Raw genomic sequence first — 12634 nt, 5'->3', positions numbered from 1 at the left:
CGGCCAGCGCGGGCAGGACCGCCTCGCGGGCGCGGTCGGCGACGGTGGCGGCCGCGACGCCGACGACGACCTCGCCCACCACGCGGCCGGACTCCAGCAGCCCGGAGACCAGGTGCAGGCGGTTGGCGAACTCGTGGCGCTGGGCGCGCAGCACCTCCCCCACGGCCTGCACCGCGTCCAGCTGGCGGGTCAGCACCGACCCCACCGACGCCCTGGCCGGGCGGGAGGTCGTCACCGAGGAGGTCGGCACCCTGGGCGCCTCCGCGCGGGCCAAGGTGCCCGTGCGGGCCCCGGGCGACCCCGGCCGCGTGGTGGGCGAGGTCGTCGTCGGCGTCGCGGCCGCCACCGTCGCCGACCGCGCCCGCGAGGCGGTCCTGCCCGCGCTGGCCGTGGCCGGCGCGGCGCTGCTGGTGGGCGTGGCCGGCGCCGCCGCGCTCGCCGCCCGGCTGCGCCGCCTCACCCTGGGCCTGCAGCCGGAGGAGATCGGCGGGCTGCTGCAGGGCCACGAGGCGGTCCTGCGCGGCATCGCCGAGGGCGTGATCTCCGTGGGTCCCGACGGGCGCGTCGTGCTCGCCAACGACGAGGCCGCCCGGCTGCTGGGGCGCCCGCTGGGCGCCGGCGACGACGCCGGCGAGCTGCCCGAGGCGGTGCGCCGGTGCCTGCGCCGCCCCGGCGGCGCACCCTCCCTGGCCCTGGTGGGCGAGCGCACCCTGCTGCTGGCCGCGCGCCAGGTCGACCGCGACGGGCGCGCCCTCGGCAGGGTCCTCACGGTGCAGGACCGCACCGACGTGGAGCTGCTGACCCGCCAGCTGGACGCGGTGCAGGCCGTGGGGGAGGTGCTGCGCGCCCAGCGCCACGAGTTCGCCAACCGCCTGCACCTGGTCTCCGGGCTGCTGGAGTCCGGCCGCACGGACGAGGCCGCGGAGTACGTGCGCACCCTGCTGGCCACCGGCCCGCTGGGGGTGCGCCTGGAGGGGCTGGAGGCCGTGCGCGACCCCTACCTGCAGGCGTTCCTGGCCGCCAAGGCCAGCCACGCCCGCGAGCGCGGCGTGCGGCTGCGCCTGGGCGAGGTGGCCGTGGCCGGGCGCGTGGTGGACCCGGTGGACGTCACCACCGTGCTGGGCAACCTCGTCGACAACGCCGTGACCGCCGCCCGCGGGGGCCGGGAGCCGGTGGTGGAGGTCGACGTCCTGCAGGACGGCACCGACCTGGTGCTGGCGGTGGCCGACTCCGGCCCCGGCGTGCCCGAGGCGCTGCGCGAGCAGGTGTTCGAGGCCGGGGTGAGCACGGGCGGTTCGGGCATCGGGCTGGGCCTGGTGCGCCAGGTGGCGCGCGAGCGCGGCGGCGACGCCTGGCTGGCCGCCCCTGCGGACGGCGGCGCGGACGACGGCGCGGACGACGGCGCGGACGACGGCGCGGACGGCGGCGCGGACGCGCCCGCGGGCCTGGGCGGGGCGGTGTTCGTGGCCCGGCTGCCCGGCGCGATGGCGCCCCCGGGCGCTGCCGCGGACCGCGTGCCGGAGGTGCCCTGATGGCCGCCGGCGCCGGTCGCCCGCTGAGCGTGCTCGTCGTCGACGACGACTTCCGCGTGGCCTCCCTGCACGCCGGGTACGTGGAGGCCGTCGCCGGGTTCGCCGTGGCCGGCACCGCCGGCGGCACCGCGCAGGCGCGGGCGCTGGCCGCGCGCCTGGCCGCGGCCGGCGAGCCGGTGGACCTGGCCCTGGTCGACGTCTTCCTGCCCGACGGCTCCGGGCTGGACCTCGTGGCGTCCCTGGACTGCGACGCGTTCGTGCTCACCGCGGCCGGGGAGCCGGGCACCTTCCGCCGCGCCCAGCGCGCCGGGGCGCTGGGCTACCTCGTCAAGCCGTTCGCCGAGGTCGTGCTGCACAACCGGCTGCGCGCCTACGCCCGCTACCGGCGGGTGCTGGACACCGCCACCGAGCTGGACCAGGAGCTCGCCGACGCGGCCCTGCGCGCCCTGCACGGCGAGGCGTCCCCGGTGCGCGGGGCCTCCGGCGCCACCCGCGAGCTGGTGCTGCAGGCGCTGCGCGAGGCGCCCGGGCCGCTGTCGGCCGCCGAGGTGGCCGCCGCCACCGGCATCTCCCGGGCCACCGCCCAGCGCCACCTGGCCGCCCTGGACGGCGAGGGGCGCCTGGCGCTGCGGCTGCGCTACGGCAGCACCGGGCGCCCCGAGCAGCGCTACGCCCCCCTGGAGCGCTGACCCGGCAGGGGCCGCCGACAGCCCTCCGATCGGGTGACTCTTGGGGCTGTTGAGGTGCGATGTTCACTTCTGCGTGGTGCTCTTGTCACAGCACGCAATCACGCGGCAGGCTTCCAGAGCCACGCCGCCCGCGAGCCGGCACCGGTCGGCACCACCGGGGCGCGAGAGGGCCGCCGCCACCGGGCGGCGGCAGAGGGGAGGGCACGCCATGGTCCGGTGGCCCTGGTCCGCCCGCCACCAGGCCGGTGACGACGTGCGCGCCCGCGTGGTGCCGTGGGCCCTCGCCTCGCCCCTCGTGGTCGTCGGCGTCGTCGCCCTCGTCCAGCGCCTCCTGGACGGCCCGCCCAGCCTCAGCGCCCTGCTCGCCGCCCTGTGCGGCGGCCTGGTCAGCGCCCTGCTGCTGCTGCTGCTGTCCGCGCAGGCCGCCGAGCGCGTCGACGAGGACGCCCGCCACCGCCAGGAGATGCTCGACGCCGCCCTGCGCCAGGCGCTGCACGACCCCCTCACCGACCTGGGCAACCGGCAGCTGTTCACCGACCGCCTCCAGCACGCCCTCGCCCGGCGCGGCTCGCGCGGCTGCGCGGTCCTCTACCTGGACCTGGACGGCTTCAAGGGCGTCAACGACGTCCACGGCCACGCCGCCGGCGACGCCGTGCTCGTCGAGGTCGCGCACCGCCTGCGCGCGGCCGTGCGCCCGGAGGACACCGTGGCCCGCTTCGGCGGCGACGAGTTCGCCGTCCTGTGCGAGGACCTCTCCGACGACCTCACCGCCAGCCGCATCGCCGAGCGCGTGGTCTCCTCCATCGCCGACCGGCCCATCGCCGTGGGCGCCGAGCGCTCGCTGAGCATCACCCCCAGCGTCGGCATCGCCCTGGCCCGCGACGAGGGCGACGCCTCCAAGCTGCTGCGCCGCGCCGACGCCGCCCTGTACCGGGCCAAGGAGGGCGGCAAGGCCCGCTCCGAGCTGTTCGACGAGCGCATGCAGGCGCAGGCCGTGGACGCCTCCCAGACCGAGGTGGACCTGGCGATGGCCGTCGAGCAGGGCCAGCTGCGGCTGCACTACCAGCCGATCGTGGACCTCACCGACGGGCACGTGCAGGGCGTGGAGGCGCTGCTGCGCTGGCAGCACCCCCGCCGCGGCCTGCTGCACCCGGGCGACTTCGTGCCGCTGGCCGAGCGCACCGGGCTCATCGTGCCCATCGGGCGGTGGGTGATCCGCGAGGCGTGGCGCACGCTGCAGGAGTGGTACGCCCGCGAGGGCGACGACTGCGGGTTCACCGTCTCCGTGAACGTCTCCCTCCGCCAGCTGGCCAACGCGCAGCTGCTCGACGCCGTGGCCGCCGAGCAGCCCTCCGGCGCGGCCGGCAACGCGCTGCTGGTGGAGGTCAGCGAGGAGCTGCTCGTCGCCGACGCCAACGCCGGCTTCAGCACCCTGCACGCGCTGCGCATGATGGGCGTGCGCGTGGGCGTCGACGACTTCGGGCGCGGGGTCTCCTCCCTGTCGCACCTGCAGACGATGCCCGTCGACCACGTCAAGGTGGACCGGCACTTCATCGCCGGGCTGGGCCGGCGCCGCCAGGACGAGGCCGTCGTGGCCGGCATCATCGGCATGGCCCGCAACATGGGCGTGGGCGTCATCGCCGAGGGCGTGGAGACCACCGAGCAGCTGGCGACGCTGCGCCGGATGGGCTGCGACGCCGCGCAGGGCTTCCTGCTGGCCCACCCCGGCCCCGCGGTCGTCGGCCTGGAGCGGGCGCTGCCCGAGGCCACGACGGGGATGCTGCACGAGGTCCTCGACCTGGACCTCGAGCGCCCCGTGCCCCTGCGGCGCGGCGCGCTGAGCGCCGACCCCGCCGGTCGCTGAGCGCGGCGGGGCGCTCCGGTAGCGTCGCGCGGGTGCCGCGCATCGAGCTGGAGGACCTCGCCGACGAGCGGTGCGCGGACCTGCTGCGCGACTACACCTCCCTGAAGGACGTGCAGCTGCGCGCGCGCCGCGAGCCCGCCGAGGGCCTCTTCCTCGCCGAGGGCGTGGAGGTGATCCGCCGGGCGCTGGCCGCCGGGCACCGCCCCCGCTCGTTCCTGCTCAGCCCGGCCCGCGCCGGCGAGCTCGCCGACGTCCTGCCGGCGGAGGCGCCCGTGCTCGTGGCCCCCGTGGAGGCGTTCGCGCGCCTGACGGGGGTGGACCTGCACCGCGGCGCCCTCGCCTCGATGCACCGCCCCGCGCAGCGCGGCGTCGCGGACCTGCTCGCCGCGCTGGGGCCCGGCCCGCGCCGCCTGGTGGTGCTGGAGGACGTGGTGGACCACACCAACGTCGGCGCCCTGTTCCGCTCCGCCGCCGCGTTCGGCGTCGACGGCGTCGTCGTCAGCCCGCGCTGCGCCGACCCGCTCTACCGGCGCAGCGTGCGCGTGTCGATGGGCACCGTGCTGCACCTGCCGTGGGCGCGGGCCGAGCACTGGCCCGGCGACCTGGACCTGCTGCGCGCCGGCGGCTTCACGGTGGCCGCGCTGGCCCTGGCCGAGCACGCCGTGGAGCTGGGCGACTTCCCCGCGCCGCAGCGCCTGGCGCTGCTGCTGGGCACCGAGGGCGACGGGCTGAGCCGGCGGGCGCTGGCGCGCGCGGACGTGGCGGTGCGCATCCCCATGGACCCGCGGGTGGACAGCCTCAACGTCGCCGCGGCCAGCGCCGTCGCGCTGTGGCAGACCCGCCCGCGCTGAGGCCCGCGCTGGGGTCCGCGCCCGCCCGCGCCCCCACCAGCCGGCGCAGCGCGAGCTGCGCCGGCGGCGCGTAGGGCGCGCACAGCAGCGCCGGGGACAGGCGCAGCTCGGTGAGGCTGCCGCCGGGCACCGCCACCACGCGGTGCTCCAGCTCGGCGCTCAGCGGGCCGGCGCCCACCCGCCAGCTCCAGGTGCGCGCCGCCTCGTCCACGGCGGTCACCTCGAACGGCACCCGCACGCCCAGCGGCGCGCGCACCGCGCCCCGCACGCCCACCGCGATGCGCGGGGCGGACACCTCCACGCCGCGCACCTGCGGCGACCACGACGGCCAGCGCGCCGGCACCGCGTAGTCCTCCCACGCGGCGCCGGCCGCCCGCGGCCCGCGCGCCACCAGCAGCAGCGCCACCCTCAGCCGCGCAGGGCGATGTCGGCGACCTGCGCGCCGGGCAGGGAGGCCACGTCGGCCCCGCGCACCACGAGCTTGGAGCGGCGCACCCCGGAGCCGATCAGCACCCACGGCGACTCGGCCACGGCCCGGTCCACCAGCACGCGCCAGCCGCCGGGCAGGCCCACGGGGGTGATGCCGCCGAACTCCATGCCGGACTCGGCCACGGCCCGCTCCTGCGGCAGGAAGGAGGCCTTGCGCACGTCCAGGGCCCGCTTCACCGCGCCGTTGACGTCGGCGCGGGTGGTGGCCAGCACCACGCACGCGGCCACGCGCTCCTCGCCGCCGCGCCTGCCGGAGACGAGCACGCAGTTCGCCGAGCCCTCCAGCGGGACCCCGGCCGCCTCCACGAGGGCGGCGGTGTCGGCCACGTCCTCCTCGATGGCGCACACCCGCGCGCCCTCCGGCAGCGCCGCCGCCACGGCCGGCGGCAGCAGCCCGGGGTGCTCGGCGGGCGCCAGCAGCTCCAGGGCGCCGGCGACGGAGCGCGGGCCCAGCACCGAGGGGTCGGTGCCCGCGGGGGAGTCCTGCCCGCTCACCGCGCGAAGACGGGGGTGAGGGTGGCGCGGGCCAGCACGTGGCCGAGGGAGGCGAAGGCGGCGACGGTGGCGGTGGCGCCCTCGGGCAGGCCGAGGGACTCCACGTCCAGGGCGTGCACGGCGAAGACGTAGCGGTGCGCCCGGTCGCCGGGCGGCGGGGCGGCCCCGGTGTAGTCGGCGGTGCCCATGTCGTTGCGCAGCACGGTGACCCCCCGGGGCGCCGGCTGGGCGCCCGCACCGGTCGGCAGGCTCGTCACGTCCGCGGGCACGTCCACCAGGGTCCAGTGCCAGAAGCCGGCCGGGGTGGGGGCGTCCGGGTCGAAGCAGTTCACGAGGAAGGACCTCGTGCCCTCGGGGAACCCGGACCAGGACAGCTGGGGGGAGGTGTTCCCGCCGGCGTGGGCCTCGGCCATCGGCTCGCCCTCGGCGACGTCGGTGGACGTCAGCTCGAAGGAGGGCACCTGCGGCAGCAGCGCGTACGGGTCGGGGGCCACGGGGCGTTCGAGGTTCATGCCAGCACGCTAGGGCGGGGCCCGTGCGGCTGCACGAGGGGGTGCGCCGGGCCGGTCCCTGGGGGTGGACCGGCCCGGCGCGGGGCCGTGCTGCTCAGCCCTTGGGGATGAGCGGGGCGTTGAGGGGCAGGTGCGAGCCGGTGAGGACCGCCTGGGCGGCGCGGTGGGACCTGGGGTTGAGCACGACCGGCGCCATCAGGTTGACGGTGGAGTCCTCCAGGCTCTTGCCGATGTTGACCACGGCCAGCACGGCACCGTCCTGGTCGCTGGTGATGTCCAGGGCCTTGGCCATCTCGCCGTCGATGACGGGCTCGTAGTCCGGGTAGAAGGGCATCGGGTCCGCCAGCACCAGGCGCAGGTCGGGGTCGTCCATCGAGCGCATCGAGAAGAACGTGCCGTCCTCGTCGAGCGGCGTCAGCTCGAAGCGGGTGCTCTCGGACAGCCCGACCAGCGGGGTGATGAACTCGATCTTGGGGGCGGTTTCGGTGGCGAGGCTCATGGTCGAGCTTCCCTTCGGCGTCGAGGCGTTCGTCGAATCCGGCTGAACCGTGGTGGTCGCCGGACGGTGGACAGCCACTGTCCGTGCGATCGAACCTAGACAGAGAGTAGCGACATATGAGCGCTGCGTCGCGCCGTTCGGAGAGGACGGGGGACGACGAACGCCCCGCCGGCGGGGCCGGCGGGGCGTTCGCGGGTGCGTCGCAGCGTCAGACGGGCAGCAGGGGCGCCCGCAGCGGCAGGTCGGAACCGGTGAGCACGATCTGCGCCGCCCGGCTCGTGCGGTGGTTCAGCACGACGGGCGCCAGCAGGTTCGCGGTGGCGTCGGCCAGGCCGCTGCCGGGGTTGACCACGACCAGCAGCGCTGCGTCCTCGGGGCCGGACAGCTCCAGCTCCTCGGCCCAGCCGGCGTCGACGACGGGGGAGTAGTCCGGGAAGAACCGTTCCGGCGTCACCACGAGCAGCCGCAGCCCCGGGTCCTCGGTGCTGCGCAGCGAGAACAGCAGACCGTCCTCGTCCAGGGGCGCCAGGGTGAAGCGCGTGTGCTCGGGCAGTCCGGAGAGCGGAGCGACGAACTCGATCTCCGCGGCGGCGTTCGTGTCGGTCACACTCGCCACGCTAGTCGTCTCCGTCACCGCAGGAAGTCCAGCAGGGTCGGCTGGATGACCTTGGCCGTCGTTGCCAGCGCCGCCTGGTACGCGGTGTCCTGCAGGCGGAACTCGATCATCGCCTTGGCGATGTCCACGCCCTCGACCGCGTCCAGGGAACCGCTCAGTGCGTCGCCGCGCACGGCGTTGGCCTGCTCGAGGGCGTCGAGCTGGTTGACGCGGGCACCGAGGGCGCCGCGCACGGACAGCACGCGGTCGCGCGCGGCGTCGATCGTGGCGAGCCCGGCGCCGACGGCGGTGCTGTCGCCGTTCTCCACGGCGGTGGCCAGCTCGTCGAGCTGCTGGAAGAGCGTGGGGACCCCGCCCGCGCCGCCGAACACCTCGGTCGCCGTCGCGTTGACCCGCACGTCGTGGCCCGGCGCGACGCGGCGGGAGATGACGCCCTCGTCCCCGGTGATCGTGTAGGTGCCGGCGGTGCCGGAGAAGCTCGCCGCGACGGCGGTGCCGGCGGTGGTGGTGCCGCCGAAGACGGGGTGCCCCTCGTGCAGGGTGTTGGCCTGCGCGAGCACGTCGTCGCGGATGCTGCGCAGCTGGGCGGCGATCGCTCCGCGCGCGGCCGGGTTGACGACGCCGGTGTTGTTCGCCTGCACGAGGGCGTCGCGCGCCGCGTGCAGGGAGTTGGTCACGGAGCCGAGCGAGTCCTCCTGCACGGACAGCCAGCGCTGCCCGTCGGAGATGTTGCGCCCGTACTGCTCGTTGACGGCGATCTCGGAGCGGAAGCGCAGCGCGTCGTTGGCGGCCACGGGGTTGTCCGAGAGCTTGACGTACGCCTTCCCGCTGGTCAGCTGCTGCTGGATGCGGTCGCTGCGGGCCTGGCCGGCCTGCAGGTTGGCGAGCGAGTTCATCGCGGTGGTGCGGGAGGCGATGCGGCCGATCACGGGGTTCTCCTCGGGTGCGTCGGGGGCGTCAGCGGCCGACGAGGCCGGTGCGGTTGATGAGGGTGTCCAGCGCCTGGTCGATCGTCGTCAGGACGCGCGCCGCGGCGGAGTAGGCGTGCTGGTAGGAGACGAGGTTGGTCATCTCCTCGTCGATGTTCACGCCCGAGACCGAGTCGCGGGCGGCGATCGACTTCAGCGACACCTGCGCGGCCAGGTCGGCGCGGATCTCCGAGGCCTGGGTCTTGGCGGCGATGTCCACGACGGTGTTCCGCCACGCCAGGGTGGGGCTGTCGGGCGTGGTGGGCAGCTCGCCGATGGCCTTGGCGCGAGCGCGATCGACGGTGCCGGCCGTGCTGTCCTGCATCGTGGAGGGCGTCACGGCCGGGTTGACCCGGATCTGCTCCGAGGCCCCGCCGCCGTTGACCCGGGCACCGCTGAAGGTGAAGAGGTCCTGGCCGGTCCCACCGGGGTTGTAGGCCGCGTTGACGGCCGCCGCGATGTCCTTCACCGACTGGTCGATGCTCTTCGAGACGCCCGGGACCGTGGTGTTGACCGCGTCCAGCGTCGCCTTGAGCGCACCGCTGGTGGGCTGCGCGGCAGCACCCTCGATGGTCAGGGTCGTGCTGCTCGTGCCTGCCTTGACGTCGGCCAGCGACGTGCCGTGCGAGGCGGTCATGGTGTACGCCTGGCGGCCGGCGACGATCGCGGTGTTGCCGACGTAGACGTCGACCATCCCGCCCTCGCGGCCCACCACGCGGGCGCCGGTCAGCTCCGAGAGGTGCGACAGGGCCTTCTCACGCTGGTCGAGCAGCTCGTTGGCGGAGACGCCCGTCGTGCCGGCGCTGAGGATCGCGGTGTTGAAGCCGGCGATCTGCTGGGCGGTGGCGTTGACGTCGGCGGTGTGCAGGTCGATCCGTCCGCCCAGCTCCGACCACTGCGCCTGCACCTGCGCGTCGACCTGCTTGGCGGTGTCGGCGACGTTGGTGGCGCGGGCGAGGGCGTGGGTGCGGCCGGCGAGGACGTTCTCCGCGCTCGTCGCGTTGCCCAGGTCGCTGAACGCCTTGTGCATGTCGTTGAGCTGGTACGACAGGCCCGAGGTGCCGTTCTCGCCGAGGTTGGCCTCCAGGCGGCTCCACACGGCCGTGGCGGCCTCGTGCTCGGCGGCGGTCGCGCCGTCCTGGCGGGCGGCGGCCTCGGTGAGCGCGTCGGAGACGCGCGCGATGCCGGTGACCTCCACGCCCTCGCCGGCGGTGCCGCGGCGGGCGAACATGCCGGTGGCTCCGGCGCGGCTCTCGGTCTGCTCGACCCGCTGGCGGGTGTAGCCCTCGGTGTTGACGTTGGCGATGTTCTGCCCGGTGACCTCCATGCCGCGCTGCGCTGCGGTCAGCGCGCGGGAGCTCATGTTGATGCCGGAGAAGGTGCTCATGTCCTCGGTCCTGTCTCAGAGGGCTTCGTCGACGAAGCGGGCGCGGGAGCTGCCGGCGGCGGCCTGGTTCCTGCCGTCGGCGGTGTACGTGTCGAGGGGGGTGTCCAGCCCGAGCAGCGCCTCGCGCAGGGCCCGGGCGCCGGAGGCCAGCAGGTCGCGGTTGGCGTCGGCCAGGTTCTGGATCTCCGCGGTGAGCGTGAGGAAGGCGTCGCGGTGACCGCGCATCAGCTCTCCCCACGGCTCGGGCGCGGCGGCGGCCAGCGCGTTCAGGCTCGGGCCCGGCGGCAGCTCCAGCTCGGCGGCGACCGCGTCGACCTCGGCGGCCCGCAGGACCTCCGTGGTGCGGATCTGCTCCATGACGAACTCGACCTCGCGGGTCGCGTGCGCCAGCCAGCGCGTGCGGCCGGCGGCCAGCACGAGCTGCTCCTCCTCCAGCTTGAACAGGAGCAGCTCCATCAGCTCCCGCTCCTTCCAGAGGATGCCGGAGACCTCGGCGAGTCCCATGCGTGTCCTTCCCGTCGTCGGCGCCGCGGGCGCCGTCGCGGCGCCCCTCGTCCTGGCCCCCCATCGGCAGCCGGGCCGGGGAGCTGAGCGCCGTCCGGGTGAACCGGCGGGCCCCGCGGCTACCCTGGGCCCGGGGAGGTGGCGCCGTGGGCGTGTCGATCGAGATGGTCCTGCCGCTGCGGGTGGAGGACCTGCCGGAGGAGGGCAGCGGCCCCCGCATGGAGATCGTGGACGGGAGCCTGCACGTGGCACCCCTGGCGGACCTCCGCCACCAGCGCCTCGTGGGGCGCACGGCCCACGAGCTGACCGGCCTCGCCCCGGCCGGCTGGGTGGTGCTCCCCGGCGCCAACCTGCTGCGCCGCTCCGCCACCGACCGCCTGCTCATCCCGGACGTGGTGGTGCTGGCCGAGGAGGCCGTGGCGGCGGGGGCGTGTACGCCGACCCCTCCGACGTCCTGCTCGCGGTGGAGGTGGAGTCCCCGTCCACCCGCTCCGCCGACCGCCTGCTCAAGCGCGACCTGTACGCGCAGTGGAAGCTGCCGCACTACTGGGTGGTGGACCCGGAGGCGCGCACCCTCACCCGCCTGGCCCTCGCCCCGGGCCGCACCTACGTCGAGGGCGCCGGCGCCACCGAGTGGCTCAGCGCCTTCGACGAGTCGGTGCTCTGGTCCGGCTGACGGCCCGTCCGACGGCCCGGCCGGTCAGCTCGTCCTCTTGACGAAGAAGGCGTTCTTGCCGGGCTTGCGCAGCGCGTAGGGGCGGCCGTCGTCGCGGGCCTTGCGCAGCTCGCGGTGCATCTCGCGGGCGTTGTCCTCCAGGGCGGCGTTGACGACGACCGCGTTGACCCCGCGCACCCGCTCCTTGGGGTCGCGCAGGACGTGGTCGTTGCGCCCCTCCTCGTGGGCGACGGTGAGGAAGTTCTTCGCCGCCAGGGCGTAGAGGGCGCTGACGCGCTCGCCGTGCTTGTCGGCGTACTCGTCGATGAACGACGGCGTCAGCCGGCCCCGCCGCGCGGCGTGCTCGAGGTCCTGCAGCACCATGTACAACGGCTTCACGGCTGTCACTCCCGCCTCTCGAACCACTGCTGCACCGGACGCACCGGTGCACCTTGCAGGAGGGACATCGGCGCGGGGTGGTTGCCCGCTGAACGGTTCGACGCCGTCCCACCCGATCGGCGCGCCGGTGCTCACGCTGCGTCGCCACCGGTCCCGCCCCCGCCCCGCGGCGGCGCAGCGGGGGAGCTGGAGACTCCGTCCGGGTGGGTGCTCAAGGTGACGTGCGGCACGCCCGAGACACCGGGTGTGACCGCAGACGCCGCCACCGCCCCCGTGCAGCTCACCGACGCGCAGCGCGACGAGCTCGTCGAGAAGCACCTGCCGATCGTCGGCTACATCACCAGCGAGTTCATCGGCCGGCTGCCCCAGCACGTGAGCCGCGACGAGCTGACGTCCGCCGGTCTCATGGCGCTGTTCCAGGCCTCGCGCGGCTTCGACCCCTCCACCGGCGTGCCCTTCGCCCGCTACGCCAACACCCGCATCCGCGGCGCGATCCTCGACGACCTGCGCGGGGCGGACTGGGCCTCGCGGGGGGTGCGGGCCCGCGCCCGCAAGCTCAACGCCACCGAGGACCAGCTCACCGCCCAGCTGGGCCGCACCCCCACCCCCGCTGAGCTGGCCGGCGTGCTGGGCGTGTCGACCCGCGAGCTGGCCGAGACCCGCGACGAGGCGCAGCGCGCCATGGTGCTGTCGATGCAGGGCTTCACCGCCGACGGCGCCTCGATCGACGACCACATCCCCACCCACAGCCCCGGCCCGGAGGCCGAGCTGCTGCACCGCGAGCGCCTGGGCTACCTGCGCTCGGCGATCGCCGCGCTGCCCGAGCGGCTGCGCCTCGTCATCGAGGGCTACTTCCTGCACGAGCGCCCCATGGCCGAGCTCGCCGAGCAGCTCGGGGTCACCGAGTCGCGCATCTCGCAGATGCGCGGGGAGGCGCTGGCGCTGCTGCGCGACGGCATGAACACCCACCTGGCGCCGGAGATGGTCAAGCCGGCCGCCGGCTCGGCCGCCGCCGTCAAGCGCAAGGAGTCCTACTTCGCGGCCGTGGGCACCCAGTCGGACTTCAAGGCCCGCCTGGCGATGTCGGCCTTCGCCGCGGCGGGCGCGGTGCCGGCGTACCGCACCGCGTGAGGCGGACCCTCGCACCGCGTGAAGCGGACCCCCGTACCCGCAC

General features: G+C 75.7%; 15 protein-coding genes and 1 pseudogene. 6 read left to right on the top strand and 10 right to left on the bottom strand.

Annotated elements, in window-relative coordinates; all coding sequences use genetic code 11:
- Positions 1-82: 82 nt before the first annotated feature.
- Positions 83-193: pseudogene (locus GTR00_RS26280) on the bottom strand (Spo0B domain-containing protein); the annotation flags it as partial.
- Positions 194-281: 88 nt separating this feature from the next.
- On the opposite strand from GTR00_RS26280, the gene GTR00_RS04975 reads away from it, so the two are divergent.
- The 4 genes from GTR00_RS04975 to GTR00_RS04960 all read left to right on the top strand — a co-directional run bounded on the left by GTR00_RS04975 (position 282) and on the right by GTR00_RS04960 (position 4936).
- On the top strand, positions 282-1532 hold the full coding sequence (locus tag GTR00_RS04975; RefSeq protein WP_205705083.1) for a sensor histidine kinase: 1251 nt from the start codon (positions 282-284) through the stop codon (positions 1530-1532).
- On the top strand, positions 1532-2221 hold the full coding sequence (locus tag GTR00_RS04970) for a response regulator transcription factor (protein WP_166610530.1): 690 nt from the start codon (positions 1532-1534) through the stop codon (positions 2219-2221). Before GTR00_RS04975 ends, GTR00_RS04970 begins: the two co-directional genes overlap by 1 nt.
- A gap of 208 nt (positions 2222-2429) precedes the next feature.
- Positions 2430-4085 (top strand): putative bifunctional diguanylate cyclase/phosphodiesterase, encoded by a 1656-nt coding sequence (locus GTR00_RS04965; protein WP_166610529.1) that lies wholly within the window; start codon positions 2430-2432, stop codon positions 4083-4085.
- A gap of 32 nt (positions 4086-4117) precedes the next feature.
- The gene (locus GTR00_RS04960; RefSeq protein ID WP_166610528.1) at positions 4118-4936 is read left to right on the top strand and encodes a TrmH family RNA methyltransferase; all 819 of its coding nucleotides are present in this window, start codon (positions 4118-4120) and stop codon (positions 4934-4936) included.
- Here GTR00_RS04960 and GTR00_RS04955 read toward each other — a convergent pair.
- The 8 genes from GTR00_RS04955 to flgN form a co-directional block, all read right to left on the bottom strand.
- Positions 4884-5342, bottom strand: a complete 459-nt coding sequence (locus tag GTR00_RS04955) for an SRPBCC family protein (protein WP_205705082.1) — start codon at positions 5340-5342, stop codon at positions 4884-4886. The genes GTR00_RS04960 and GTR00_RS04955 overlap by 53 nt on opposite strands.
- Positions 5343-5344: 2 nt before the next feature.
- Positions 5345-5878: a YbaK/EbsC family protein gene (locus GTR00_RS04950; RefSeq protein WP_205705086.1), complete on the bottom strand. Its 534-nt coding sequence runs from the start codon at positions 5876-5878 to the stop codon at positions 5345-5347.
- A 38-nt stretch (positions 5879-5916) separates the two neighbouring features.
- Positions 5917-6432 (bottom strand): YbhB/YbcL family Raf kinase inhibitor-like protein, encoded by a 516-nt coding sequence (locus GTR00_RS04945; RefSeq protein ID WP_166610526.1) that lies wholly within the window; start codon positions 6430-6432, stop codon positions 5917-5919.
- A 94-nt stretch (positions 6433-6526) separates the two neighbouring features.
- Positions 6527-6931 carry a flagellar assembly protein FliW gene (locus GTR00_RS04940; protein ID WP_166610525.1) on the bottom strand — a complete coding sequence of 135 codons (405 nt, stop codon included), beginning with the start codon at positions 6929-6931 and terminating at the stop codon, positions 6527-6529.
- Positions 6932-7139: 208 nt separating this feature from the next.
- The gene (locus GTR00_RS04935) at positions 7140-7538 is read right to left on the bottom strand and encodes a flagellar assembly protein FliW (protein ID WP_205705081.1); all 399 of its coding nucleotides are present in this window, start codon (positions 7536-7538) and stop codon (positions 7140-7142) included.
- A gap of 23 nt (positions 7539-7561) precedes the next feature.
- Positions 7562-8476: a flagellar hook-associated protein FlgL gene (flgL, locus tag GTR00_RS25555; RefSeq protein ID WP_166610523.1), complete on the bottom strand. Its 915-nt coding sequence runs from the start codon at positions 8474-8476 to the stop codon at positions 7562-7564.
- 28 nt (positions 8477-8504) lie between these two features.
- Positions 8505-9902 carry a flagellar hook-associated protein FlgK gene (flgK, locus tag GTR00_RS04925; RefSeq protein ID WP_166610522.1) on the bottom strand — a complete coding sequence of 466 codons (1398 nt, stop codon included), beginning with the start codon at positions 9900-9902 and terminating at the stop codon, positions 8505-8507.
- A 15-nt stretch (positions 9903-9917) separates the two neighbouring features.
- Complete coding sequence (flgN, locus tag GTR00_RS04920; protein WP_166610521.1) at positions 9918-10406, bottom strand: flagellar export chaperone FlgN; 489 nt, start codon at positions 10404-10406, stop codon at positions 9918-9920.
- Positions 10407-10836: 430 nt separating this feature from the next.
- Between flgN and GTR00_RS04910 the strand changes: the two genes are divergently transcribed.
- Complete coding sequence (locus tag GTR00_RS04910) at positions 10837-11082, top strand: Uma2 family endonuclease (protein WP_166610520.1); 246 nt, start codon at positions 10837-10839, stop codon at positions 11080-11082.
- Between the two features lie 24 nt (positions 11083-11106).
- Here the strand turns inward: GTR00_RS04910 and GTR00_RS04905 are convergent, their stop codons facing one another.
- Positions 11107-11460, bottom strand: a complete 354-nt coding sequence (locus tag GTR00_RS04905) for a hypothetical protein (RefSeq protein ID WP_166610519.1) — start codon at positions 11458-11460, stop codon at positions 11107-11109.
- Between the two features lie 246 nt (positions 11461-11706).
- Between GTR00_RS04905 and GTR00_RS04900 the strand changes: the two genes are divergently transcribed.
- On the top strand, positions 11707-12591 hold the full coding sequence (locus GTR00_RS04900) for a sigma-70 family RNA polymerase sigma factor (protein WP_166610518.1): 885 nt from the start codon (positions 11707-11709) through the stop codon (positions 12589-12591).
- Positions 12592-12634: the final 43 nt, after the last annotated feature.

The organism is Kineococcus indalonis, from assembly GCF_009906395.1.
GTDB classification, from domain to species: Bacteria; Actinomycetota; Actinomycetes; order Actinomycetales; family Kineococcaceae; genus Kineococcus; species Kineococcus indalonis.
Note: the sequence above shows the minus strand (reverse complement) of the source record. Positions and strands in the feature narration are given on the sequence as shown.